General features: G+C 72.6%; 26 protein-coding genes. 13 read left to right on the top strand and 13 right to left on the bottom strand.

Annotated features, from left to right (window positions below):
• Positions 1-30: 30 nt before the first annotated feature.
• Positions 31-564: a chloramphenicol phosphotransferase CPT gene (gene cpt / locus KIS93_RS49340; RefSeq protein ID WP_080042180.1), complete on the top strand. Its 534-nt coding sequence runs from the start codon at positions 31-33 to the stop codon at positions 562-564.
• Here the strand turns inward: cpt and KIS93_RS49335 are convergent.
• On the bottom strand, positions 561-1,742 hold the full coding sequence (locus tag KIS93_RS49335; protein WP_080042179.1) for an MFS transporter: 1,182 nt from the start codon (positions 1,740-1,742) through the stop codon (positions 561-563). The two genes, cpt and KIS93_RS49335, sit on opposite strands and share 4 nt — an antisense overlap.
• 72 nt (positions 1,743-1,814) lie before the next feature.
• Here KIS93_RS49335 and KIS93_RS49330 point away from each other — a divergent pair, with 72 nt between their 5' ends.
• Positions 1,815-2,831: an ROK family transcriptional regulator gene (locus KIS93_RS49330; protein ID WP_222107921.1), complete on the top strand. Its 1,017-nt coding sequence runs from the start codon at positions 1,815-1,817 to the stop codon at positions 2,829-2,831.
• 101 nt (positions 2,832-2,932) lie between these two features.
• Here the strand turns inward: KIS93_RS49330 and KIS93_RS49325 are convergent, their stop codons facing one another.
• The 4 genes from KIS93_RS49325 to KIS93_RS49310 form a co-directional block, all read right to left on the bottom strand.
• Positions 2,933-4,066, bottom strand: a complete 1,134-nt coding sequence (locus KIS93_RS49325) for a M20 family metallopeptidase (RefSeq protein WP_329607624.1) — start codon at positions 4,064-4,066, stop codon at positions 2,933-2,935.
• A gap of 19 nt (positions 4,067-4,085) precedes the next feature.
• Positions 4,086-5,630, bottom strand: coding sequence for an AbgT family transporter (locus KIS93_RS49320; protein WP_080042177.1), 1,545 nt, complete (start codon positions 5,628-5,630; stop codon positions 4,086-4,088).
• A gap of 88 nt (positions 5,631-5,718) precedes the next feature.
• Positions 5,719-7,140 (bottom strand): ATP-binding protein, encoded by a 1,422-nt coding sequence (locus tag KIS93_RS49315; protein WP_080042176.1) that lies wholly within the window; start codon positions 7,138-7,140, stop codon positions 5,719-5,721.
• On the bottom strand, positions 7,137-8,786 hold the full coding sequence (locus KIS93_RS49310; RefSeq protein ID WP_080042175.1) for an NAD(P)/FAD-dependent oxidoreductase: 1,650 nt from the start codon (positions 8,784-8,786) through the stop codon (positions 7,137-7,139). The genes KIS93_RS49315 and KIS93_RS49310 overlap by 4 nt, the downstream gene beginning before the upstream one ends.
• Positions 8,787-8,871: 85 nt before the next feature.
• On the opposite strand from KIS93_RS49310, the gene KIS93_RS49305 reads away from it, so the two are divergent.
• Positions 8,872-9,444, top strand: a complete 573-nt coding sequence (locus KIS93_RS49305) for a TetR/AcrR family transcriptional regulator (RefSeq protein WP_186404867.1) — start codon at positions 8,872-8,874, stop codon at positions 9,442-9,444.
• Here KIS93_RS49305 and KIS93_RS49300 read toward each other — a convergent pair.
• Together KIS93_RS49300 and KIS93_RS49295 are read right to left on the bottom strand one after the other, a co-directional pair.
• Positions 9,434-10,195 (bottom strand): SDR family NAD(P)-dependent oxidoreductase, encoded by a 762-nt coding sequence (locus tag KIS93_RS49300; protein ID WP_080042173.1) that lies wholly within the window; start codon positions 10,193-10,195, stop codon positions 9,434-9,436. The two genes, KIS93_RS49305 and KIS93_RS49300, sit on opposite strands and share 11 nt — an antisense overlap.
• 20 nt (positions 10,196-10,215) lie before the next feature.
• Complete coding sequence (locus KIS93_RS49295) at positions 10,216-11,073, bottom strand: RNA polymerase sigma-70 factor (RefSeq protein WP_230466557.1); 858 nt, start codon at positions 11,071-11,073, stop codon at positions 10,216-10,218.
• Positions 11,074-11,166: 93 nt separating this feature from the next.
• Here KIS93_RS49295 and KIS93_RS49290 point away from each other — a divergent pair, with 93 nt between their 5' ends.
• The gene (locus KIS93_RS49290) at positions 11,167-11,841 is read left to right on the top strand and encodes a ThuA domain-containing protein (RefSeq protein ID WP_080042171.1); all 675 of its coding nucleotides are present in this window, start codon (positions 11,167-11,169) and stop codon (positions 11,839-11,841) included.
• Here the strand turns inward: KIS93_RS49290 and KIS93_RS49285 are convergent.
• Positions 11,831-12,226 (bottom strand): TIGR03668 family PPOX class F420-dependent oxidoreductase, encoded by a 396-nt coding sequence (locus KIS93_RS49285; protein ID WP_080042170.1) that lies wholly within the window; start codon positions 12,224-12,226, stop codon positions 11,831-11,833. The two genes, KIS93_RS49290 and KIS93_RS49285, sit on opposite strands and share 11 nt — an antisense overlap.
• Entirely contained in the window at positions 12,223-12,777 is a 555-nt protein-coding gene (locus KIS93_RS49280; protein WP_080042169.1) for a TetR/AcrR family transcriptional regulator, read from the bottom strand. Before KIS93_RS49280 ends, KIS93_RS49285 begins: the two co-directional genes overlap by 4 nt.
• A gap of 53 nt (positions 12,778-12,830) precedes the next feature.
• Here KIS93_RS49280 and KIS93_RS49275 point away from each other — a divergent pair, with 53 nt between their 5' ends.
• Both KIS93_RS49275 and KIS93_RS49270 read left to right on the top strand, forming a co-directional pair.
• Complete coding sequence (locus KIS93_RS49275) at positions 12,831-13,232, top strand: nuclear transport factor 2 family protein (protein ID WP_080042168.1); 402 nt, start codon at positions 12,831-12,833, stop codon at positions 13,230-13,232.
• A 52-nt stretch (positions 13,233-13,284) separates the two neighbouring features.
• Positions 13,285-14,172: a hypothetical protein gene (locus KIS93_RS49270; protein WP_080042167.1), complete on the top strand. Its 888-nt coding sequence runs from the start codon at positions 13,285-13,287 to the stop codon at positions 14,170-14,172.
• A 2-nt stretch (positions 14,173-14,174) separates the two neighbouring features.
• Here KIS93_RS49270 and KIS93_RS49265 read toward each other — a convergent pair whose 3' ends face one another.
• The 3 genes from KIS93_RS49265 to KIS93_RS49255 all read right to left on the bottom strand — a co-directional run bounded on the left by KIS93_RS49265 (position 14,175) and on the right by KIS93_RS49255 (position 16,598).
• Positions 14,175-14,819 (bottom strand): MerR family transcriptional regulator, encoded by a 645-nt coding sequence (locus KIS93_RS49265; RefSeq protein WP_080042166.1) that lies wholly within the window; start codon positions 14,817-14,819, stop codon positions 14,175-14,177.
• A 15-nt stretch (positions 14,820-14,834) separates the two neighbouring features.
• Positions 14,835-15,683, bottom strand: coding sequence for a LysR family transcriptional regulator (locus KIS93_RS49260; RefSeq protein ID WP_080042165.1), 849 nt, complete (start codon positions 15,681-15,683; stop codon positions 14,835-14,837).
• 111 nt (positions 15,684-15,794) lie between these two features.
• A complete protein-coding gene (locus KIS93_RS49255; protein ID WP_222107920.1) occupies positions 15,795-16,598 on the bottom strand; it encodes an alpha/beta fold hydrolase in 804 nt (267 codons plus the stop codon).
• 82 nt (positions 16,599-16,680) lie between these two features.
• On the opposite strand from KIS93_RS49255, the gene KIS93_RS49250 reads away from it, so the two are divergent.
• From KIS93_RS49250 to KIS93_RS49235, 4 genes are all read left to right on the top strand, one after another.
• Positions 16,681-17,109 carry a MarR family transcriptional regulator gene (locus KIS93_RS49250; protein ID WP_080047160.1) on the top strand — a complete coding sequence of 143 codons (429 nt, stop codon included), beginning with the start codon at positions 16,681-16,683 and terminating at the stop codon, positions 17,107-17,109.
• A 657-nt stretch (positions 17,110-17,766) separates the two neighbouring features.
• A complete protein-coding gene (locus KIS93_RS49245; protein WP_080042164.1) occupies positions 17,767-18,837 on the top strand; it encodes a thiolase C-terminal domain-containing protein in 1,071 nt (356 codons plus the stop codon).
• Positions 18,838-18,961: 124 nt separating this feature from the next.
• Positions 18,962-19,495 (top strand): RNA polymerase sigma factor, encoded by a 534-nt coding sequence (locus KIS93_RS49240; protein WP_080042163.1) that lies wholly within the window; start codon positions 18,962-18,964, stop codon positions 19,493-19,495.
• Positions 19,492-20,370, top strand: a complete 879-nt coding sequence (locus KIS93_RS49235; protein WP_080042162.1) for a hypothetical protein — start codon at positions 19,492-19,494, stop codon at positions 20,368-20,370. Before KIS93_RS49240 ends, KIS93_RS49235 begins: the two co-directional genes overlap by 4 nt.
• Before the next feature lie 20 nt (positions 20,371-20,390).
• Here the strand turns inward: KIS93_RS49235 and KIS93_RS49230 are convergent, their stop codons facing one another.
• On the bottom strand, positions 20,391-21,398 hold the full coding sequence (locus tag KIS93_RS49230; RefSeq protein ID WP_080047159.1) for an N-acetylglucosamine kinase: 1,008 nt from the start codon (positions 21,396-21,398) through the stop codon (positions 20,391-20,393).
• A gap of 60 nt (positions 21,399-21,458) precedes the next feature.
• On the opposite strand from KIS93_RS49230, the gene KIS93_RS49225 reads away from it, so the two are divergent.
• The 3 genes from KIS93_RS49225 to KIS93_RS49215 all read left to right on the top strand — a co-directional run bounded on the left by KIS93_RS49225 (position 21,459) and on the right by KIS93_RS49215 (position 24,497).
• Positions 21,459-22,328: a MurR/RpiR family transcriptional regulator gene (locus KIS93_RS49225; RefSeq protein ID WP_230465518.1), complete on the top strand. Its 870-nt coding sequence runs from the start codon at positions 21,459-21,461 to the stop codon at positions 22,326-22,328.
• Positions 22,325-23,062 carry a sugar isomerase domain-containing protein gene (locus tag KIS93_RS49220; RefSeq protein ID WP_080042161.1) on the top strand — a complete coding sequence of 246 codons (738 nt, stop codon included), beginning with the start codon at positions 22,325-22,327 and terminating at the stop codon, positions 23,060-23,062. Before KIS93_RS49225 ends, KIS93_RS49220 begins: the two co-directional genes overlap by 4 nt.
• 82 nt (positions 23,063-23,144) lie before the next feature.
• Positions 23,145-24,497: a cellulose binding domain-containing protein gene (locus KIS93_RS49215; RefSeq protein WP_080042160.1), complete on the top strand. Its 1,353-nt coding sequence runs from the start codon at positions 23,145-23,147 to the stop codon at positions 24,495-24,497.
• Positions 24,498-24,502 lie beyond the last annotated feature (5 nt).

Here is a 24,502-nt window from a genome sequence, read left to right as displayed (position 1 = left end):
ACCACCCCTCGCGACCCCTAACGTGGCGCCGTGACGACTCAAGTGATCGTGCTGAACGGCGGCTCCAGCTCGGGCAAGTCGACGTTGGCCAGAAGCCTGCAGGCCGTGCTGCCGAGCCCGTGGCTCGCCTTCTCCATCGACGACCTCGTGGACGCCATGCCCGCCGCCCTGCAGAGCCAGGACGGCGGCATCGAGATCACCGACGGCGGCGAGGTGAACGTGGGCCGGGACTTCATGAGGCTGCAGGACGCCTGGCGGGAGGGGATCGCCGCGATGGCCCGCGCCGGCGCGCCGGTCGTCGTCGACGACGTCTTCCTCGGCGGGCCGTCGTCCCAGCAGGGCTGGCAGAAGGCGCTGTCCGGCCTGGAGGTCCTGTGGGTCGGCGTCAGGTGCGACAGCGCGGAGGCCGCCCGGCGCGAGGTGGCCCGCCAGGACCGCCCCCAGGGGATGGCCGAGCTGCAGGCCGAGGTGGTCCACCAGGGCGTGCACTACGACGTCGAGGTGGACACCACGGGCAAGGATCCCCTGGAGTGCGCGGGGGCCGTCGCCGCGCACGTCCGCTAGGGCCCGGTCACGAGGCTGCCCTCGGCGACGGGCTGCGGTGACGGGCCGGCCGAGGGGCGTACGACGCGGGAGAGCAGCACCATCACGACCACCACGCCGGTGATCGCGGTGAACGCGGCCGGGTAGGACAGCCCGTCCGCCAGCCAGCCCGTGACGGGAGGCGCGACCATCCCCGACAGGTACGTGATCGTGGCCACCCCCGTCACGCCCTCGCTCGCGGTCCTGCCCGCGTTGCCCGCTGCCGTCAGCACCAGCGGCATCACCACCGCCAGGCCCAGCCCGAGCAGGGCGAACCCGGCGATGCCGAGCGCGGGCGTGCGGGCCGTGACGACGAGCACGCCGCCGAGCACCGCCACGAGCCCGCCCGCGCGCACGGCCGTCACGGGCCCGAGCAGCCGGATGAACCGGTCGCCCGCCAGGCGCATCCCGGCCATGCACAGCATGAGGACGGTGTAACCGGCCGCGGCCAGGCCGGGCCCGGCGTCGGTGACGTGCGTGAGGTAGACGGCGGCCCAGTTCGCGCCGGCGCCTTCGGCGAAGACGGCGCAGAAGCCGACCAGGCCGAGCGGCAGGATCGCCCGCGAGGGCAGCGCGAAGCGGCGCGGCGCGGGCACGTCGGCCGGCGTGTCCGAGCGGTCGTCGCGGAGCAGGCCGCGCCCGGCCGCCGCGCTCACGGTGAGCAGGACGGCGGCGACCAGCCCGATGTGGATTCTGGCGTCGATCCCGGCCTGCGCCGCCAGAGTGCCGACGCCGCCGCCGGCCAGGCTGCCCACCGCCCACATGCCGTGCAGGCCGGACATGATCGAACGGCCGAGCCGCCGTTCGAGGACGACGGCATGGGCGTTCATGGTGATGTCGGACATCCCGGCGCCGAAGCCGAACAGTAACAACGCGGCCCCGAACCAGACGGGTGAGGGCGCGAGCGGCGGCAGCACCAGGATCGCGCACCACAACCCGATGAGCACGCGGGTGGCGGCGCGGCTGCCGAAGCGGTGGGCCACGCGGGCGGCCATGGGCATGCCGATGAACGCGCCGATCGGCGGGCACAGCAGCGCCATGCCGAGCGTGCCGGGGTCGAGGGCGAGGTGCTCCTGAACCCAGGGCATGCGGGTGGACACGGTGCCGGCCACGGCGCCGTGCACGGCGAAGACGAGGGCGATCGCACGATGATGGCTCATGCCGCAAAACTATCAGGCAGGCTTCCTGATGAAAACAGGTTTTAGGCAGGGACCCTGATTATTATGGGAGCCATGAAGACCGCCACCCCCGCCATGGCCCGCGCGATCAACGACCGCCTGGCCCTCGACCTGCTGCTCGACCGCGGCCCGCTGACCGCGCCCCAGCTGCGCGAGCTTACGGGGTTGTCCCGGCCGACCGTGTCCGACCTGATCGAGCGGCTCACGCAGAGCGGGCTGATCGAGGTCACCGGCGAGTCCGGAGAGGCCAGGCGGGGGCCGAACGCGCGCGTCTACGGGCTGGTGGCCGGCCGCGCCCACGTGGCGGGGGTGGACCTGCGCCGCGAGACGATCTCCGTGGCGATCGCCGACATCACCGGGCAGGTGGTCGCCCGCCGGACCCGGCCGGTCGGCGGCGATCTCGTGGACCTCGTCGCCGAGGTCGTCACCGAGGCCGCGGGGGAGCGGGCCATCGACACGATCGTGGTCGGCGCGCCCGGGCTGGTGGCGCCGCGCGACGGCGAGCTGGTCACGGCCAACGACGTGCCCGGGTGGCGGCCCGGCCTGGTCGCGGCCTGGGGCGAGCGGCTGGGCGTGCCGCTCACGCTGGAGAACGAGGTGAACCTGGCCGCCATCGCCGAGCTGCGCACCGGCGCCGCCCAGGGCGCCGAGGACTTCGTGCTCATGTGGGTGGGCGACGGTGTCGGGGCGGCGGTCGTGCTCGGCGGCCGGTTGCGGCGCGGGGTGTCCGGCGGCGCCGGCGAGGTCGGGTTCCTCGAGGTGGACGGCACCGCGTTCTGCAACCTGGTGACCGAGAGCGTGGCGCGGCAGCTCGGCCGCGCCGAGTTCGCCGCCCGCATCGCCAAGGGTGCCTTCGCGTTCGTGACGCTGCTGGACCCCGGTCTCGTCGTGCTGGGCGGGGAGGCCGGGCAGGCGGGCGGCGACGGGCTGGCCGCCGAGGTGGCCGCCCGCCTACGTGAGCTGGCGCCGGCCCCGACCGAGGTGCGCGCCAGCACGGTGGCGGGCAACGCGGTGCTCCAGGGCGCCGTGCTGACGGCCCTCGACCAGGCCCGCGACCGCGTCTTCGGCTGAAGGTGAGAGCGCTCTCAACCCCTACGAGGCTGAGAGCGCGCTCAGCCCTCAGAGGTCGAGAGCGCGCTCAGCCCGCAGAGGTCGAGAGGGCTCTCAGCCCCTCAGGCCAGGGCGGTGATGAGGCCCATCGTCAGGGCCGTGCGCTCCGGGATGTGCTCGATCACCACGTGCTCGTGCCGGGCGTGCGCCCCGTCGCCCACCGCGCCCATGCCGTCCAGCACCGGCCGGCCCAGCGCCGAGACGAAGTTGCCGTCGCTGGCGCCCCCGACCGCCGCCTCGTCCACCAGCCAGCCGAACCCGGCCGCCACCTCCTGGACCTCCTTGAACAGACGCTGGGAGGCGGGGTTCGGGACCATCGGAGGACGGTTCCACTCGCCGGTGACGGAGACCTTGACGCGCGGGTCCGCGACCCGCAGGGCGGCGAAGACGTCGTCGATCCGGCCCATCTCCGCCGGGTCGGTGACGCGCACGTCCACGCCGCACGTGGCGCGGCCCGCCGTGACGTTGCGGCCGGTGCCGCCGCTGATCAGGCCGACGTTCACGGTGGTGCCGCGCTCGCGCGAGCCCGCCCCGGCCAGTGTGGTGACGAGCTCGGCCAGCGCGTGGACGGCGCTGGCCCCCGCGTACGGATCCAGCCCCGCGTGCGCCTCCACCCCCGTCACGGTCACGTTGAACAGCCCGACCCCCTTGCGCGCGGTCTTCAGCGCTCCGTCCATGGACGCCTCGAAGACCAGCGTCGCCAGCGCGCCCTCGCTGGCGGTCTCGATGTACTCGCGCGAGGCCGGGCTGCCGATCTCCTCGTCGCCGTTGAACAGGAACCGCACGCCGGGGTGCGGCAGCCCCAGCTCCCGCAGCCCGCGCAGCGCCCAGACGGCCTGCACGAGCCCGGTCTTCATGTCGAACACGCCCGGCCCCGTCGCCTTGCCGTCCAGCACCGCGAACGGCCAGCCCGCCAGCGTGCCGGTCGGCCAGACGGTGTCGTAGTGGCAGAGCAGGAGCACGACGCCGGGCGCGGTGCCCCGGTAGTAGAGCTCCAGGATGTCGCCGTGCCCGCCGCCCTCGTGCAGGATCTCGTCGTCGGGTGTGCCGAGGTGCCCGACCGTGCGGGCGCGGATCTCGCGCAGCCCCCTGACCAGCATGGCCTTGTCGTAGCTGTGGGTCTCCAGCTCCACCACGGCCTTCAGGTCGTCGAGCATGGCCGGCAGGGCCTGCCGGGCCCAGTCGGTGATCAACACGAGATTCCTTTCACGGGAGTCAGGGGACGGGCGCTCCGGGGCCGAGCGGGATGCCGAGCCCCCAGAACGCGAAGAACAGCAGCGTCCAGACGACGAGCAGGGCGAGCGCGAGCGGGATCGTCATGGAGGCCAGCGTGCCGATGCCGGCCGAGCGCCGGTAACGCTGCAGGAAGCCGAGCGCCATCACGAAGTACGGGCTCATCGGCGTGATCGCGTTCGTGCACGAGTCGGCGATGCGGTAGAGCGCCTGGGTATGCTCGGGCGGGATGTGCAGCAGCATGAGCATCGGCACGAACACCGGCCCGACCAGCGCCCACTGGGCCGAGCCGCTGGTCACCACCAGGTTGATGACGGTGACCACGAGCAGGATGCCGAGGAACACGACGGGCCCGCTCACGCCGGCCGACTTCAGCAGGCCGGCGCCGTCGATGGCGACGATCTCGCCGATGCCGGTCCACTTGAAGGAGGCCAGGAACTGCGAGATCGCGAAGAACAGCACCAGGATCGGCGCCATCTCGCGCAGGCCGTGCGCCATGAAGGCCGGGATGTCGCCGCTGCCGGTGACGGTGCCGGCGGCCCTGCCGTACGCCCAGCCGACGGCGAGGAAGGCGAGCCCGAGGAAGATCGCGATCGAGGTGAGCAGGGGCGACTGCACGATGCCGCCGTCCTCGCCGCGCAGCGGGGAGCCGGCGGGCAGCACGGCCGCCGTCAGCGCGGCTGCGAACACGACGAGCGTGATCAGCGCGGCACGCAGCCCGCGCCGCTCCTCGGGCCTGAGCGTCAGCGAGCCGAGGTCGTCCTCCTCCGCGTCGGGATCGACGGGCATCGACTCGACCCGCCGGGCCAGCACCCGCTCGGTGACCAGCGTGATCGTGCCCGCCAGCACCAGGGAGGACGCCAGCGAGAAGAAGTAGTTGGCCAGCGGCGTGACCAGGTACGCCGGATCGATGGTGTGCGCGGCGGCCGTGGTCAGCCCGGACAGGATGGCGTCCGTCGGCGTGACCAGCGGGCTGGCGTCGTAGCCCGCCGAGATCGACACGAACGCCACCACGATCCCGAGGATCGGGCTGCGCCCCACCGCGCGGAACGCCAGCGCGCCGAGCGGGATGAGCACGACGTACGCGGCGTCGGAGGCCACGTGCGCCACCATCCCGGTGAACGCCAGCGCGAACGTCACCCACCGCGGCGACACCTTCGCCACCCCGGAGCGCAGCACCGCGGCCAGCAGCCCCGAGCGCTCGGCCACCGCGACGCCGAGCATGACGACGAGGATCGTGCCGAGCGGCGGGAACGAGGTGTAGTTCTCGATGGCGTCGCCGACCATCATCCGCACGCCGTCGGCGGACACGAGGCTCTTGACGGTGACGGTCTTGCCGGTGGCCGGGTTGACCGCCGACACCCCGGCCGCCGCCAGCCCCCAGCTCAGCAGGGCCAGCACCGCGCTCAGCAGGACGAAGAGCCAGAACGGGTGCGGCAGCCTGTTGCCCAGGCGTTCGATGCCGCCGAGCACCTTGAGCAGCACGTTCAGCGAACGCGAACCCGGCACGGTCTCCGGCGTGCTCATGGGGGGACGTCTCCTTCCCGCATTTCGGTCAACCATTACATGCGGTCAGGGGACGTCCTGACAAGTCGTCGTCCGTAACGATGCGCGATCAACTCGTCGCGGCGGGCTCCCGCAGCGGCAGCCGCACCTCGAACCAGGTGTCGCCCGGCACCGAGCGCACCTTGATCTCGCCGCCGTGCCGGCCGGCCACGATGCGGTAGGAGATGTCGAGGCCGAGACCCGTGCCCTCGCCCACGCTCTTGGTGGTGAAGAACGGCTCGAAGATCCGGTCCTTGATCGCCTCGGGGACGCCGTGGCCGGTGTCGCCGATCTCGACGATCGCCTCGTCCTCGTCGTGGGCCGTGCGGATGGTCAGCGTGCCCTCGCCGTCCATCGCGTCGAGGGCGTTGTGGATGAGGTTCGTCCAGACCTGGTTGAGCTCGCCCGCGTAGCAGGGGATCTCGGGCAGCGTGCGGTCGTAGTCGGTGACCACGGTGATGCCCGGCGGGATCTTGCCGCGGAAGATCGCCACCGTGCTGTCGAGCAGCTCGTGCACGTCCACCTGCTGGAACGGCGCGCGGTCCATCTGGGAGTACTGCTTGGCCGAGCGGATGAGCGTGGTGATGCGCTCGGTCGCCTCGGTCACCTCGTTGAGCATCTGCGAGATCTCGATGGCCTCGGCCAGCCAGTGCAGCGCCTTCGGCGTGTGCTCGTCGCCGACCTTGGTGCGGATCTTCTGCAGGTACTCGCTGGTGAACCCGGCGCCCACCAGCGCCGGCGCCAGGTCCCACGCGTCGTCGACGCCCACGGCCTCCAGCGCCTCGCCCAGTTCGTCCTCGGCGTCGGAGATCTCCAGCGGCGAGCGCTTGTCGAGCTTGCCGAGGTTGCTGGTGCACGCCTCCTGCGCCTCGATGAGCGCGCGCAGTTTGTCGGGCGCTATGCCGTCCTCGGCGAGCTGGGCGAGCTGGAAGCGCGAGGCCTTGATGAGCGAGCGCAGCTCGCTGACCGCCCGCACGGCCGCCGCGGCCGGGTTGTTCAGCTCGTGCGTGAGCCCGGCCGTGATCGTGCCGAGCGCGCTCAGCCGCTGCCGCCGGTCGATGATCTCGCGCTGCATGCGCCCGCCGGACAGCATGCCGTCGAGCAGGTGCATCGCCATCGGGAACCACTCGGCCACGATGTAGGCGAACTTCTTGGCCGGCAGCATGAACACCCGTGACGGGGCGGTGGCCCGCAACGTGTGCTGGTAGGTCTGCGGCGCCCGCTCGCCCAGGTAGGCCGAGGTCGCGCCGCCGTAGACGCCGGGCTGGGAGGTGCGGGGCATCGCGACGGTGCCGGCGCTGACCGTCTCGGTGATCATCTGCATCTCGCCCTCGAGCAGCACCGCGAAGCACTCGGCCGGCTCGCCCTGCCGCAGGATGTCCTCGTCCTGGGCGTAGCTCTGCACCCGGCCGGTGCTCGCCAGCTTGGTGAGCTGCTCGTCGGACAGCCGCTCGAAGAGGAAGAGTTTGCGCAGCTCGTCAATGTCGATCATTGCTTCTCCAGGTACCGATGCACGAGCGCGACGGCCATCGCGCCCTCTCCGACGGCGGAGGCCACCCTCTTGATCGATTCGGCGCGCACGTCGCCCGCCGCCAGCACCCCCGGCACGTTCGTCTCCAGGAAGTACGGCTCGCGCCGCAGCGGCCAGTTGCGCGGCCGCCGCCCGCCCTGCACCAGGTCGGGCCCGGTCAGCACGAACCCGCGCGCGTCGCGCTCGATCGTCTCGCCCAGCCACTCGGTGTACGGCTGCGCCCCGATGAACACGAACAACCACTGCGCGTCGACCGTGCGCTCCTCGCCCTTGGTGGACAGCGTCAGCCGCTCCAGGTGCCCGTCGCCGCTGCCGCCGACGACCTGCGTCTGCACGTGCACCTCGATGTTGGGGATCGCGGCGATCTGCTCGATGAGGTAGTGAGACATGGACCTCTCCAAACCATCACTCCTCACCAACAAGTGGACCTTGCTCGCGAATCCCGACAGGTAGACGGCCGCCTGCCCGGCCGAGTTGGCCGCGCCGACGATGTAGACCTCGGTGTTCCGGCACGCCGGCGCCTCGGTCAGGGCGGCGCCGTAGAAGACGCCCCGCCCCACGAACTCGTCGAGCCCCGGCGCTTCGAGCCGCCGGTAGGTGACGCCGGTCGCGAGGATCACGGCGTGCGCCGCGATCTCCCCGCCGTCCTTGAACCCGACCACCCGCGCCTGCCCGCGCGGCTCCAGGCTGGTCACCTTGCGCGCGGTCAGCAGCTCCGCCCCGAACTTCAGCGCCTGCCTGCGCGCCCGGTCGGCGAGCTGCTGGCCGGACACGCCGTCGGGGAAGCCCAGGTAGTTCTCGATCCGGGAGCTCTGGCCCGCCTGCCCGCCCGACGAGTACGCCTCGACCAGCACGGTGTTCAGCCCCTCGGAGGCGCCGTACACCGCCGCGCCCAGCCCGGCCGGGCCGCCGCCCACCACGATCAGGTCGTAGAAGTCGGTGGCCGGCGTCGTGGACAGCCCCACCGCCGTCGCGAGCGTCGCCTGGTCGGGCGACTCCAGCGTGGTGCCGTCGGCCGTCACCACCAGCGGCAGGTGACACCCCTCGCCCGCCGCCTTCACCAGCTGCGCGCCCTCCGGGTCGTCGGCCAGCATCCACTGGTACGGCACGTGGTTGCGGGCCAGGAAGTCACGCACCCGGTACGACGGCGCCGACCACCGGTCGCCCACCACCCGCAGCTCGGCCCGCTCCACCCGATCCGTGCGCAGCCAGGCGTCGAGCTGCCCGTCGATCACCGGGTAGAACTTCTCCTCCGGCGGATCCCACGGCTTGAGCAGGTAATGGTCGAGATCGACGACGTTGATCGCCTGGATCGCCGCGTCGGTGTCGGCATAGGCGGTCAGCAACACCCGGCGCGCGTACGGATACATGTCCATCGCGGCCTCAAGGAACTGCACGCCGTTCATCTGCGGCATGCGGTAGTCGGCCAGGATGGCCGCCACGTCGTCGCCCCGCAGCCGCATCTCCCGCACCGCGTCGATGCCGTCTCTGGCGGTCTCCGCGCGCACGATGCGGTATTCCTGCCCGTAACGGCGTCTCAGGTCACGGGCGACCGCCCGCGAGACGCCTGGATCATCATCCACCGTCACGATGACCGGCTTGTCCATGCCCCACGCCCTTCTTCACGCTCTTCCTACTCAGAGGATGTCATGTACGCCGGTGTGGACAGGCACGCGCTCTTATCATGGGCGGATGGGCACACGCGACCGCATCATCGACGCCGCTGAGCAGGCGATTCACGAGTACGGCATCGCGGGCGCCACCACCAAACGCATCGCGAAGCAGGCCGCCTGCTCCGAGGCGCTGCTCTACAAGCACTTCGCCGGCAAGGAGGAGCTCTTCCTCGCCGTGCTGCTGGAGCGCATGCCCGCGCTCGCCCCCGCCCTGACCAGGCTGCGGCTCGCCGTCGGGCAGGGCGACCTGGCCGCCAACCTGGTGGAGTTCACCGGCAAGGCCCTGGAGTTCTACACCAGGGCCGCCGCCGTCGCTGGCGGCGTGCTGGGGGACCCGCCGCTCATGGCCGGGTTCAGGAGCATGCTCGCCAAGCACGACCTCGGCCCCCACCTGCCGATCCAGGCGCTGGCCGAGATCCTGCGGGCCGAGCAGCAGGGCGGCCGGATCGCGCCCGGCATCGACCCGGGCGCCGCCGCCTCCCTGCTGATGGGCGCCTGCTTCCACCGGGCGACCCTGACGCACTTCGTGGATCTGCCCGACGACGACGCCACCTGGGCGGCCTCGATCGTGGAGACCCTGTTCAGGCGATGACGCGGCTCTCGCCGCCGTCGACCAGCAGCGAGACGCCGTTCACGAACGAGGCCCGCTCGCTGGCCAGGAACGCCACCACGTCGCCCACCTCCTCGGGCCGGCCGATGCGGCCCACCGGCACGCTCTCGCCGCGCCGGCGCAGCGCCTCCTCGCCGCCCGACAGCTCGCGCAGCCGATCGGTCTCGATGGGCCCCGGCAGGACGTTGTTGATGCGCACGCCGTCGCGCCCCACCTCGCGGGCCAGCGTGCGCACCACGCCGGCCACGGCGGGCCGCATGGCGTTCGACAGCGCCAGGTTGTCCAGCGACTCCCGCGCCGACCTGCTGCTCACCGTGACGATCCGGCCCCAGCCGCGCGAGCGCATCTCCGGCAGCACGGCGTGGATCAGGCGCACGGTGCCGAGCAGGTTGCGCTCCACCGCCACCTCCCAGTCCTCCAGCCCCACCGCGTCGAAGCGGCCGGCCGGCGGCCCGCCCGCGTTCGCGACGAGGATGTCGACCGGCCCGAGCACGTCGCGCGTCTCCTCGGCCAGCCGCCGCGCGGCGGCCGGATCCTCCACGTCGGCCAGCACCGCGTGCACGACCTTGCCGAACTCCTGCAGCTCCACCACCGCATCCGCGAGCTTCTCCGGGTCGCGGGCGCTGACGCACACGTCGCAGCCCTCCCGCGCCAGGCTCTTGGCGGCGGCGAGCCCGATGCCCGCGCTGCCTCCGGTGACGAGTGCGACCTTCCCCGAGATGCCGAGATCCATGAGGGCGACTCTATCGATGCTCAGCCCACGTGCACGTGTGCGAGCTTGTCGGGGTTCAGCACGCCGTAGATCGCGCTGATGCGGCCGTCCCGGATGTCGAGCATGACGAGCTGCCGGTGCCCGCCCACCTCGGTCATCGCCGCGGGCAGGCCGTTGACCTCCAGCATCCGCACGCCGCGGAAGTCGTAGCGGGCCACCAGGCCGCGCAGGAACGCGACGACCTTGTCCCGCCCGATGACCGGCCGCAGCGCCGCCCGCACCTTGCCGCCGCCGTCGTTGTAGGACACGACGTCCTCGTGCAGCAGTTCGGTGAGCGCCGCCAGGTCGCCGCCCCCGGCCGCCCGCATGAACGTCGCCAGCAGCTCCGCGTGCTCCTCGCTGGACGGACTGAACCGGTCGCGCCCCTCGGCCAGCCGGACGGAGGCCCGGTGGTGCAGCTGCCGCGCGTTGGCCACCGACGCGCCGACGATCGCGGCGATCTCGTCGTACGGCAGCTCGAACGCCTCCCGCAGCACGAACACCGCCCGCTCCGGCGGCGAGAGCCGCTCCATCATGTGCAGGGTCGCGTAGGAGACGGTGTCGCGCAGCTCCGCCGTGTCCAGCGGCCCCGCCTCCGCCGTGTCGACCGGCTCCGGCAGCCACGGCCCCGTGTACGCCTCCCGCTTGACCCGCGCCGAGCGGAGCTGGTCGAGCGCCAGCCGCGAGACCACGGTGACCAGGAACGCCCGCGGCTCCCTGATCTCGTCGTGGTCCGTGGCCTGCCAGCGCAGCCAGGCCTCCTGCACCACGTCCTCGGCGTCCCACATGCTGCCGAGCAGGCGATAGGCCAGGCCGAGCAGCATCGGCCGGTGCTCCTCGAAGTCGTCCACGTCCGGCATCATGCCGCGTCCCCGTGCGGGCCCGCGTACCGGGGCACCAGATGTGCCGGCGAACGGGTGGAAAAGCGGCGACGTCCGTGATGAGCTGGGCGAGTGGCGAGAAACTTGATCCTGTCAGGAGGACTGTTCCATGACTTCGCCGCCACCTCGGCCGCCCTCGCGGAGGTGCTCGCCGAGGTCGGGGTCGAGTCGGAGATCACGGAGGACATCGCGGGCGCGCTGAGCGAGCCGTCGGAGGTCCAGCTCATCACGGTCAACGCGCTGCGCTGGCAGATGGGCCAGGACCGCTTCGCCGACCTGCGCGACGAGTGGCGCTTCACCCTCCCCTCGCAGGCCCGCACCACCCTCCTCGACCACCTCGACCGGGGCGGCGGGCTGCTGTGCATGCACGCGGCGTCGATCTGCTTCGACGACTGGCAGGGCTGGCCGCGCGTCCTCGGCGGCTGCTGGACCTGGCCGAAGTCCCACCACCCGCCGCTGGGCTGGACGGGGGTGCGGGTGCACGGCAAGCATCCCGTGGTCGACGGGCTGCGCGACTTCGACGTGGTGGACGAGGTCTACAGCGACCTCGACGTGCTGCCCGACGTCGAGCCGCTGGCCTCCGCCAACGGCCAGCCGCTCATGTGGGCGCGGCCGGTGCGGCGCGGCCGGGTCTTCTACGACGCGCTCGGGCACGACACGCGCTCCTACGACAACGAGGTGCACCGGACGGTGTTGCAGCGGGCGGCGCTGTGGCTGCTGAAGCGGCCGGTCACCATCACGGAGTAGCCGACCATTCGCTCCACCTGGTCACCTCGACGACGATGACGGGCCCGGCCGGCCGGCGCTCGCGGTACTGCGCGTACTTGGCCACGAGCGCGTCGAGCGCCCGCTCCCGCTCGTCGCCATCAGCGAGGACGGTGGCCAGGCCGTCGGCGCGCACCCACCACAGGCGCGTCCAGTCGTCGTCGTAGTGGTCGGCCAGCACGCTGACGGCCGGGTTCGCCCTGAGGTCGCGCAGGCGCGCGAGGGCGGTGGTCGTCTTGGGCTTGTGATCGACCGCCGTCACGATCTTCCCGTTCAGCAGGGCGAACGTGATGGGCACGACGCGCGGCGTGCCGTCGGCGGCGACCCTGGCCAGCCGCGCCACTGGTTGTGCGGCGAACCTGGTCATCGCGCTCCCGCCAGGCTCTCTATGCAGGGCCGCAGCAGCTCCAGGACGTCGTCGGCGGGCGCGTCGGCCAGCGCGCTGTGCTTGAGCAGGTAACGGTCGACCACGACCCCCGTCATGATCGCGGCGATCAGCGCGGCCCGCAGCTCCGGCTGCCCGGCGGGGATGGCCCGCTCGATCGAGCCCAGCCACTCGCGGCCCGCCTCGCGGAACCCCTCGGCCGCCTCGTCGTGGGTGAACATCGAGCGCAGCACCGCCAGCGAGGCCACCGGCGCGCCCTCCAGCCGCCTGCGCAGCGCGGACAGCAGCGCCTGCGCCGGATCGCCCGGCGGCAGCTCGTCGGCGGGCAGGTGGGCGGCGCTGGCGAACAGCTCCTCCTTCGAGCCGAAGTAGTGCATCACCAGCCCCGGCCTGACCCCCGCGGCGGCGGCGACCGCGCGGATCGTCGTGCGCTCGTAGCCGAGCTCGGCGAACGTCTCGCGGGCGGCGGACAGGATGCGGGCTTCGGTGTCGCGGCGCTGCTCGGCGCGGGTGCGGCGGGGCGGCTCTGTCACCTTCTCATTGTACGGGTGTTCAACAATCCTCCCTTTCGTTGTACGCTCATTCAATGAACACGCGTACAACGAAAGTGGTGGAAGAGGTCATGGCGGCGAGCCTGGCCGGAGACACCGAGCGTTTCCTCGCGCTCATGGCGCCCGACGTCGTGGTCGAGTGGCCGTACCGGCCCGAAGGCGTGCCCGGCGAGCTGCGCGGCAAGCGGGCCTTCGCCGCGTTCCTGGCCGGCAGCGGCGGGGTCATCGAGTTCCACGAGTACGCCGACGTCGAGCTGCACCAGACCCTGGACCCCGAGGTCGTCATCGTCGAATACGTCGCCCGCGGCACCGTCAAGGCCACCGGCCGGCCGTTCGAGCAGCGCCCCGTCGCCGTCCTGCGCGTCCGTGACGGGCAGGTCGTGAGCTACCGCGACTACATCAACCCGCTGCCCCTCATGGAGGCCCTGCGCCCCTGACATGTCCGGAACGTGCAAGACCGGTTCGCGGCCGGCTGGGCACGATGACGTCATGAACGTGAACCTCGACCTCATCCCCGGCTTCCTCGCCGGACACGGGCGGCTCCTCGACCGCCGCCGCTACGACCTGCTCACCGGCGCGGGCGACGCCGCCGGCGCGCTGGCGGCCCTGGAGGGCTACCGCAACGCCGACGGCGGCTACGGCTGGGGGCTGGAGCCCGACCTGCGCTCGCCCGAGAGCCAGCCGGGCGCCGCGCTGCACGCCTTCGAGGTGTTCGAGGAGGCCGGCGCGGTCACCTCGCCGCACGCCGCGGCGCTGTGCGACTGGCTGGAGACGGTGACGCTGCCCGACGGCGGCCTGCCGTTCTCCCTGCCGCTGACCGTGCCCACCGCCACCGCCCCCTGGTGGGCGGGCGGCGACCACGCCACCTCGTCCCTGCAGATCACCGCCATCACCGCGGCCGCCGCCCACCGCGTGGGCGCCCACGACCCCGCCGTGGCCGCCCACCCGTGGCTGGAGCGGGCCACCCGCTACTGCCTCGACGCCATCCAGGCGATGGAGGAGCCGCCGCACGCGTACGTGCTGCTGTTCGCCGTCCGCTTCCTCGACGCCCTGTACGACACCCACCCCCGCGCGGCCGACCTGCTCAAGCGGCTCGGCGCCGTCATTCCCGGCGACGGCCGGGTGCCCGTCGAGGGCGGCACCGAGAACGAGACGCTGCGGCCCCTCGACTTCGCGCCGTTCCCCGGACGGCCGGTGCGCGATCTGTTCGAGCCCTCCGTGATCGCGGCCGACCTCGTGCGGCTGGCGGGGGAGCAGCAGGACGACGGCGGGTGGACGGTGGACTACGCGCGGATCTCGCCGGCGGGGTCGCTGGAGTGGCGCGGCGCCGCCACGGTCAGCGCGGTACGGATCCTGCGCGCGAACGGCCTGGCCTGACTCTAGGCGCCTTCCGCCTGGCCGGGCGGGGAGCTCATGCGCCGGGCCGACTCCGACTCCTGGGCCATGCGGCGCAGCGTGTCGAGCGCCCTGCCGTACAGGACCGTGCCGAGCACCAGCGCCTCCACGGCGGCGTCGCGCGGCCCGTCGAACGGGATGGCCCTCATCTCCACCTCCGACACCAGCTTCCGCACCACCTCCACGTACGGCGCCAGGTCCACCGGCACGCCGAGCTGGCGCATCCTGATCAGCGTCTGCGCCAGTTCGTCACGGGTCGGCGCGTCGGGGTGGACGTCCCAACCCAGGTCCTTGACGAACGCGTCCACCTCGGCGCGGGCGGCCTGCCACTCCTCGCCCGGCTCGGGCTCGACGGCCGGGCTGAGCGCCCAGTGGGCGGTGCCCAGCATCTGGTGGACGGGCATCGACTCGTCCTCGACGGCGGCCACGATCTTCTTGATCGAGGCCACCGAGAGGCGGCCCACGTCGAGCAGGGCCCGGATCAGGCGGAGCCGGCGCAGGTGCGTCTCGTCGTACTCGGCCCTGGTCGCGGCCGTCTGCTCGCCCTGGTGCAGCATGCCTTCACGCAGGTAGTACTTGATCGTGGGGATGGCCACCCCGGACTTGGCGCTGAGTTCGGAGATCCGCATCGTTAGATAATAGTGCTATCCAGAGCGGGCGAGGTGTCGGGCCGCGCTCACGAGCTCCTGCACGTCCGCCTGCCGGTTCCACAGGAAGACCACGTCGAGCGGCGGCACGTCCTCCTTGATCGGGACGAACGCCAGCGTGCCCGGCACCGTCGTGCCCTCGCGCACGCACAGAGCGTATCCGGCGCCCTCCTTGACCATGCTCACGACCAGGTCGTGGCTGGCCGCCGACGGGCCCAGGCGGGGGTGCAGGCGTTGCCGGACGAACGCCTCCAGGAAGCGGCGCGCCCCCGCCACGGCGTCGGACTCCGGCATGATCAGCGGCTCGCCCGCCAGGTCCGACAGCGACAGCGCCTCGTGCTGCGCCAGGTGGTGCTCCCGGTGCAGCAACGCGCGCACCGGGAAGCGGTGGATGAGCATGCGGCCCACCCCCCGGGGCAGCGAGCCCGGCGCGTAGCCGAGCCCCGCCTGCAGGGCGCCGTCCGCGATCGAGACGACCTGCTCCGCCGTCCCCATGGGAGCCATGCGCAGGCGGCCGGTGTGCAGCTGGGACAGCAGCCGCGCGGCCACGTCCGCCAGGCCGTCGGCCACGCCCAGGCGGGCGGTCCCGCCCGTGCACCTGGCGGCGGCCACGGCGCGCTCGAACGCGTCGACGGCGACCGTCGCCTGGGCCAGGAACGCCTCGCCGGCCTCGGTGAGCGTCACCCCGCTCGACGAGCGGCTGAACAGCTCGACGCCGATCTCCTTCTCCAGCGCCCTGAGCTGCTCCGACAGCGTGGGCTGCGCGATGTGCAACGCGGCGGCGGCCCGGCGCAGGCTGCCGGCTCGCGCGATTGCCATCGCGTATCGGACATAGCGTAGATCCATCGCTCACCTCGGATGATGATGATGGGCAATCGGTAGATCGCACCTCCGTATTACAAGAGGGGGCAGCTTCCGTGAAGGTGTTCAGTCACCCAGCTGTAGTGGCAATTCCCGCTATATAGCCTTTTCGTGCTGGTCAGACGGGTCGTCGAGGATTTCGCGCAGCCGTCCGGAAAAGGCCTTCGGGCGGAAAAGAGCGGCATTATGGCCGCCCGGAAACTCCACCGGCGAAAGGCCGAGCCGGGCGGCCAGCCGGAGCGCGCACCGGTACGGCATGATCGGCCCGGAGCTCGCGCCCACGGCCGGCACGATCCGCGGCGCGGCGGCCTTGAGAGCGGCCTCGTCGAGGCGGTGGCGGCGGACGGCCGGGGCGTCGTGCGTGAGGAAGAACGTCAGGTTCGCCAGCCGATCGGGGCCCGGCGGGGTCAGGACGACCTCCTCCTCGCGATCGGCCGGATCGATCCCCGCCACCACCAGGAACCTGCGCAGCGCCGCGAACGCCCCCTCCACCCGGAACGCCTCCTCCACCTCCCGCTGGTCGCGCCGCGCCGCCTCGCGCTCGGCCTCGGGCAGGAACTGGGTGGCGGGCGGCTCGTGCGCGACCAGCCGGCGGACCTGCTCGGGATGCCGGGCGACGAGCTCCAGACCGATCATCGCGCCGATGCTGCTGGCGAAGACCAGCGCGGGCTCGTCGGTGACCGCGGCCAGCAGCCGGTGCACGTCGTCGGCGTGCGTCCCGATCGTCGGCGGCCCCGCCGAAGCGTCGATCACGCTGCCGGACAGGCCGCGGCGGTCGTACGTCAGGACGGTGTAACGCCCGGCGAGCCGGTCGGCGAGCGCGGCGCTCGCCTCCGCATCCCCGTCACCCCCGGCGACCAGCAGGAGCAGCGGCCCCGCGCCCCGGATGTTGTACCGCAACGTAGCGCCAGGGACTTGAATTACATCTGCTTTCTGATGCATCATGTTTTAGATGTATCACAAATGTGGTGCAATGGGGAGCGTGAACGGCCTCGAACTTCTGCTCCTGGGCCACCGCCTGATCCGCCTCGGCGAGGACGCCCTGCCGCCCTCCCACTTCCGGCAGCTCTCAAGGGGCGCCCGCACGGTGGTCGTGGACGTCTTCAGCCACCCCGGCAGCTCGATCAAAGAGATCACCGAACGGACCGGCCTGCCCCAGAGCCTTGTCTCGGCCACCGTCGCCAAGCTCCGCGACGCCGGCATCATGGCCACCGAACCCGACCCCGCCGACCGCCGCCGCACCCTGGTCGCCCCCGCGCCCGGGGTGGCGGAACGCGGGCAGCGACTGGCGGGGGAGACGACCGTGGACGGGGTGCTGGCACGCGCCATGGGCATGGAGGCCGACGAGGTCAAGGACATCGTCACCCAACTCGACACCCTGGCCCGCCGCCTGGCCCCCCTGGACCCCTGACCAGCTCCACCTGCCCCACGCACCCGCACCTCAGGTGCCTCGGCACCCCGCCGCTCCACTCGCCCCATGCGCTCGGGCCTCAGGCGCCGCAGCACCCCGCCGCCCTGCGGTCCCTTGCGCCCTGTCGCCCGTCGCACGCTCTGGCCGCCGCTCCACTACCTCACGCCCGGCCACCCCACACGCCCACGCTCACCCTCCGCCTCGCCGCCCGGCTGCGGTCGCCACCCTCGGCGCTGCGGCACCCCGCCGCCCCGCGGTCCCTTGCGCCTGCCGCCCGCCGCACGCTCTGGCCGCCGCTCCGCTACCTCGCGCCCGGCCGCCCCGCACGCTCGCGGTCACCCGCCGCCTCGCCGCCCGGCTGCGGTCCCGCCACCCCCGGCTGGGCCCGCCCTCGGCGTCGCCTGCCGCCTCGCCCGCCTCGCTGTTCCGCGCCGCGTTCTGCCGTCCGTGTGCAGCGCCGTCCTGCGTGCCCTGCCGCGTCGCGTGCCCTGTCGTCCAGGTGGCGCGCGGATGCCGGGCGGGGCGGTGGGGTCGGCTGAGGTGGTGATGCCGTGAGAGCGCATGGTCGTAGTGAGCCGAGCAAGCGCTTGCCTCGCGCGTCCGGGGCGGGTTAGCGTGGCGGCGACCGGGGGTGGGGCGACGGCGGGAGGAGGGCCGATGCAGCCCTTCGCGGGGCGGGCGGCCGTGGCCGGGATCGGGATGACGACCCTGAGCAGGGAGTCCGGCCTGAGTGAGCTGGAGCTGGCCACCGAGGCGGGCCGGGCGGCGTGTGCGGATGCGGGGATCGCGCCGCGCGAGGTGGACGCCGTGCTCAGCTACCACCTGAACGACTCCGCGCCCGTCGTCCAGGTCGCCCGGGCGCTCGGCATCGAGCGGCTGGGCTGGCACAACGACATCGCGGGCGGCGGCACCCAGGCGGCCTCCATCCTGGGGGACGCGGCCATGCTCATCCACTGCGGCCTGGCCCGCAACGTCCTCGTCTACCGGGCGCTCAACGGCCGCTCGGGCAGGCGCATGAACACGGTCTCCACCGGCCCGCAGGAACGCTTCACGTACGGGCTGGCCGGTCCGATCCCGCTGTTCGCCCTGGCCGCCATCCGCTACCTGCACGACACCGGGCTCACGGACGAGCACCTGTACGCTGTCGTCGCCCAGTCCAGGCAGAACGCCAAGACCAACCCGCGCGCCCTGCGCCGCGAGCCGCTCGAACTCGCCGACTACCTGTCCAGGCCGTACGTCTGCACCCCGCTGCGCACGGTCGACTGCTGCCAGGAGACCGACGGGGCGTGCGCGCTGCTGGTCAGCGGCGTGCTGGACGGGCCGCGCGTGCGGGCCGTGGTGCGCGGCGGCGGGCCCGGCTGCTCGTCCATGGACCGGGCGCCCGACGTGACGGCGGTCTTCTCGGCGTACGTGGCGCCCATGCTGTGGGAGGCGTCCGGGATGCGGCCCTCCGACGTGGACGTGGCGCTGCCCTACGACGCCTACTCGTGGCTGGTGCCCAGGCAGCTGGAGGACTTCGGGCTGGTGGCGCGCGGGGAGCTGGGGGCGTACCTGCTGGAGCGCCGCCACGCGTGGGTGAACCCGCACGGCGGGCTGCTGTCCGAGGGGTACGTGCACGGGCTGAACAACGTGGCGCAGGCCGTGCGCGAGCTGCGGTCGGGTGGCGAGGTGGCGCTGGTGACGGGGTTCGGCGGCAGCTACGGGAGCGCGGCCCTGCTCGTACGATGATGGCCGCCTTCGCATGGTGAAATCCCGCCCGTACGGCGAAAAAGCGTGAAATGCGGGGGGCCGCCGCGACATGTACGGGGTGTTCCGACCCCGAGACCGAGGAGGCCGACCATGGGGACCGCCCGTGGATGACGACCGGAAGCACCGGTTCGAGGCCCTCTACAGACAGACGTACGAGCAGATACTCGGCTACGCCGTCCGCCGCTGCGACTCCCCTGAGGACGCGGCGGACGTGGTCGCCGAGACGTTCGCCATCGCCTGGCGCCGCTTCGACGCGCTGCCGGCGGGCGGCGAGGCCAGGCTCTGGTTGTACGGCGTCGCGCGCAACGTGCTGGCCAACCACCGGCGCGGCCTGGCCAGGCACCGGCACCGGAGCGTGGAGCTCGACGCCGACCTCGCCGACCTGTACGCCCGCTCACCCGAGGACAGCGTGGAACTGGGCGCGATCGCGCGGGCGTTCCGCGAGCTGCCCGACGGGGACCGGGAGCTGATCTCGCTGGTGGTGTGGGAGGGGCTGGACCATGGGGAGATCGCCCGGGTCCTGGGCTGCTCGCGCAACGCCGCGCGCATCCGCCTCCATCGGGCCCGCAAGCGCCTGTCCAAGGCTCTGTCCAGCGCCGGGATCACGGCCGACGGCTTCGCTGTGGAGTTCATATGAACGAGCTGAGCAACCTCGCCCGGGTCCGGGACGAGGATCTGTCGGGGCGGGTGTCCGGGGCGGGGGCGCGGGCACTGTTCGCGTCGATCACCGCCGAGGACCCGGAAACCTGGCCGGCCGTCCCCGGGCCGCGTCGCCGCCGGGCGCGGCGGCTTCTGGTGAGCGTGGCCGCCGCCACCGTGCTGGCCGCCGGAGTGACCGTCGTCAACGTAACGGGAGGTGCCACGGTGTCCTATGCCAGTGCCGAGCTGGACATCACGCAGGAAGGCGGCGAATGGGTCGCCCGCATCAAGGACCCCTACGCCGAGCACGAGAAGTACACCCGCGGTTTCGCGGCGGTGGGGCTGAACGTGCGGGTGCAGATCGTGCCCGCGTCGCCGAGCCGGGCCGGGCAACTGCTCCAGCTCGGCGGGTCGGGGCGGGGCATGCGGGTCTCGACCGTTACGGAGCCCGACGGCTGCGAGCCGGGGCGGCCCGGCTGCGACCTGGTGATCAGGGTGCCCGTCGGGGCCGCCGGTGAGGCGTGGGTCAAGTTCGGGCGGCTGGCCAGGCCGGGGGAGGCGTACGACCAGCCCGGCCGCGCCAACGCCAAGGGCGAGCCGCTGGAGGGCGTCAAGGTGAGCGGGCGCACCGTGGGGGAGCTGACGTCGGAGGCCCGCCGGCGCGGCCTGCGGACCGTCCTGCAGATCATCAGGCCCGGGGAGAACTACGAGGGCTACTCCATCCGCCCCGGCCAGAGCTCGGCCGGGGTCGGGGACGACTGGTTCGTCTGGGAGGCCGAGTCGGTGGCGGCCGGCACGGTCCGGCTGCTGGTCACCAAGGAGCGCCTGCCGAAGAACCCGGTCTATGGGGACAGGGTGCCTCCGGTCGGGTGAAGGCCGGTGCGCGGACGGGGTCACGCCGTGGCGGTGAAGGCCGGATGAAGGGCTTCCGCCTGCGCGGCGGATAGCCTCTCACGAGCGGCCAGCCACGCCGCCGCCCCCGCCGGGTCGCCCGCCACCACCACCCCGCCCGCCCCGACCCCGCCCGTCCCGACTCCGCCCGTCCCAACCCCGCCCGCGTCCGCTGCGCCGGCGGTTCCGGTTGTCAGGAGTTCGGTGACGGTTCGGCGCATCGGACCCGCGCTGGTGAGGACGCTGCCGGCGAGTACCACCGGCCCCGTGTCGTGGACCGTGCGTAAGGTCGTCACCAGCCGGGACGCGGCCTCGCGGACGATCCTGGCCGCCACCGGATCGCCCGCCTCGGCCGCCCGGCTGACCAGCGGGGCCAGCTCGGCAAGGGCGAGCGGCGGCCGGGCGTGCACCGCCGCCGCGAGCCGGGCCACCGGGTCCTGACCGGGCCCGTCGGGCAGGAGGTGGCGGACGACGAGGGCCACCAGCTCGCCACCGCCCCCCAGTCCGGGTGCGGCGAGGGTGCGGATGGTGGTGCGGGCGGCGGCGCGGCCGAGCCAGAAGGCGGAGCCCTCGTCGCCGAGCTGCCACCCGAACCCGTCGGCGATGGCGACCGCCCGGTGGTCGATAATTTTTGCCGCGATGGCCCCCGTCCCGGAGATGAGCACGCTCCCGGACGGCAGAGGCGTACCGGCGGCGAAGGCCGTGACGAGATCGCCCACGGACGTGACGGGAACGCCGGGCAGCACGTCGCGAAAGACCTGTGCGGCCATCTGCGCGCATGCCGCAGGGCTGCCCGCCACCCCCACCACCACGGCCTCCACCTGCGGAGGGGTGGCCCCGGACAGGGCGGCGCGCACGGCGGACGTCAGGTTGGCGGCGGCCACGGACGGCCCCAGCGCGCCCGGGTTGGCCCCGCCCGCGCGCCCCCGCCGCACCACCTCACCTTCGAGGGTGAACAGCGCCGCCCGCGTCGACGTCCCTCCGGCATCCACTCCGAGCACGAGTCGCATGTCAAAAATTATTGCCGAATCGCCTTGACGGCACCACATCTTGAGCATAATTATCACCGCGTGGAACTCCTCAACCGCATCAGATCCGACCAGCACGACATGCCCGAGGCCCTGCGCAAGGTGGCGGACGCCATCCTGGAGGCCCCGGCGGAGGCCGCCCGGCTGACGATCGTCGACCTGGCCGAGCGGAGCGGGACGTCCACGGCCACCATCACCCGCTTCTGCCGCGCCCTCGGCTTCGCCGGCTACGCGGAGCTGCGCGTGGCCATCGCCACCGAGACGGGCCGGGTCGCTCAGCAGACCTGGGAGACCGACATCGGCCAGGAGATCCTGCCCGACGACAGCCTCGAACGGGTGCTCGGCGTCGTGTCCGGCAACGACATCCGCCTGATCCAGGAGACCCGCGACCAGCTCGACCTGGCCGTGGTGGAGAAGGTCGCGCAGGCGGTGGCGCGGGCGGGGCGGGTGCTGCTGTTCGGGGTGTCGAGCAGCGCCGCCGTGGCCAGCGAGATGGAGTACCGGCTGCAGCGCATGCGCGTGCCGACGTGGAGCAGGTCCGACGCGCACAGCGCGCTGACGGACGCGGCGCTGCTCGGCCAGGGCGACGTGGCGATCGGGATCTCGCACAGCGGCAGGACGCGCGAGGTCATCGAGGTGCTGGCGGAGGCGGGCAGCCACGGCGCGATCACCGTGGCGGTCACCTCGCAGCCGAGGTCGCCGCTGGCGGAGGTGGCCGAGCTGGTGCTGACGACGGCGAGCAGGGCGACGAGCTTCCGGTCGGAGGGGTTCGCGGCGATCCACTCGCAGCTGCTGGTGCTCGACGTCGTGTACGTGTCGGTCGCGCAACAGACCTACGAACGTACGAAACAGGCTTTCGACGTCACCGTCCGCGCAGTAGCCGGACATCGCCTCCCAGAAGGGGATATATGACGATAAATCCGAGAGACTTCGCCGACCACATCGCCCACCTCGTCCGGACTATCCCCGACGACCCCGAGATCACCCGCGCCGCCGACCTGTTCACCAAGGCCCTGACCGCCGGCGGCGTCATCCAGGCGTTCGGCTCCGGCCACTCCGAGGCCATCGCGATGGAGATCGCCGGCCGCGCGGGCGGCCTCGTCCCCACCAACCGCCTCGCGCTCAGGGACATCGTCCTGTACGGCGACGCGCCCCGCTCCGAGCTCGACCGCTACGACCTCGAACGCGACCCCGCCGTCGCCCGCACCCTGCTCGACCTGGCCCCCGTCCAGCCGCACGACCTGTTCGTCATCATCTCCAACTCCGGCGTGAACGGCGTCGTCGTCGAGCTCGCCACCCTCGTCAAGGAGCGCGGTCACGACCTGATCGCGATCACCTCGCGGAGCGGGGGAGCGTCCCGGCACCCCTCGGGCCGCAAGCTCGCCGACCTGGCCGACGTCGTCCTGGACAACCACGCCCCGTACGGCGACGCCGTCCTGCCGCTGCCCGGTGGCGGCGCGACCGGGGCCGTCTCCACGATCACCTCCGCGCTGCTGGCCCAGCTCGTGGTCACGCAGACGGTACGCAACCTGCTCGAAGCCGGCGAAGTGCCACCCGTCTACCTCTCGGCGAACGTCCCCGAGGGAGACGCGCACAACCTGCGCCTGGAGGCCCTGTACGCGGGTCGCATCCGCCGCGGCGCCTGACACCTCGCAGCACAGCACCACCAGCTCTCTTCGGCATGCACGACTCTCGGGGGCCGCACAACCCGCAAGGAGAACCCCACCCATGTCCCGAAATTTCGGAAAAGTCCTCGTCTCCTTAGCCCTCCCCGCCCTCCTCATCGCGGTGACCCTGGTGGCCTCCCCGGCCGCCGCCGCCCAGGCCGTCCGCCTCCAGTACCGCACCAGCGCCCCCGGCGCGACCACCGCCCAGGCCGAGCCCTGGCTGCGCCTGTTCAACGACGGCACCACCACGATCCCGCTCGGCCAGGTCAAGATCCGCTACTACGTCACGGGCACGGAGACGTACCGCTTCGCCTGCTCCTGGGCGGTGGTGGGCTGCTCCACGATCACCGGCCGGTTCGCCCCGCAGGAGGGCGGCAAGCAGTACCTGGAGGTGGGCTTCACCTCGGGCAGCCTCGGCCCCGGCCAGAACACGAGCGACATGCAGCTGCGCTTCTACCGGGCCGACTGGCAGACGTTCGCGCAGGGCGACGACTACTCCTACGGCGCGAACACGTCGTACACCGACTGGGACAGGATCGCCGTCTACGTGAACGGCACGCTCGCCTGGGGCAAGCCCACCGGAACGGAGCCCGACCCCGACCCGACCGACCCGCCCACCGGCGGCACCGGCGAGCTCTTCGACGACTTCACCTACACCGGGCCGAGCGACCCGCGCCTGGCCCAGCGCGGCTGGACGGTCCGCTCCAGCTCGGGCGGCCCCGGCGTGCCCGGCGCCACCTGGTCGCCGTCGGCCGTCTCGTTCCCCGGCGGCCTGCTGACGCTCGACTCCTCGACGAACGGCACCGCCGCCGGCACCGTCCAGACCGAGCTGTCCACCGCGAGCCGCAAGTTCCACGAGGGCACGTACGCGGCCCGCGTCCGCTTCAGCGACGCCCCCACCAGCGGCCCCGACGGCGAGCACGTGGTGCAGACGTTCTTCACCATCACCCCGCTGCGCTACAACCTGGACCCCGACTACGGCGAGCTGGACTTCGAGTACCTGCCGAACGGCGGCTGGGGCGAGCCGTCGAACATCCTCTACACGACGAGCTGGGAGACCTACCAGGCCGACCCGTGGCAGGCCGTCAACACCCACACCGAGGAGCGCGCGAGCTTCGCCGGCTGGCACGACCTGGTCATCCAGGTCTCGGGCGGCCGGATCAAGTACTACGTGGACGGCCGCCTGTTCGCCGACCACGGTGACATCTACTATCCCGAGACCCCGATGTGGATCATGTTCAACCAGTGGTTCATCGATCTGCAGGGCGTGACCGGGACCCGTACGTACCGGCAGCAGGCCGACTACCTCTACTACAGCAAGAACGAGGTCGTCGCGCCCGCCACCGTGCTCTCCCGCGTCGCCGCGCTGCGTGCCGCCGGCACCGCGTTCAAGGACACCGTCCCCAACCCGTGACGAAC

This window comes from [Actinomadura] parvosata subsp. kistnae (genome assembly GCF_900323885.1).
In the GTDB taxonomy this organism is placed as follows: domain Bacteria; phylum Actinomycetota; class Actinomycetes; order Streptosporangiales; family Streptosporangiaceae; genus Nonomuraea; species Nonomuraea composti.
Note: the sequence above shows the minus strand (reverse complement) of the source record. Positions and strands in the feature narration are given on the sequence as shown.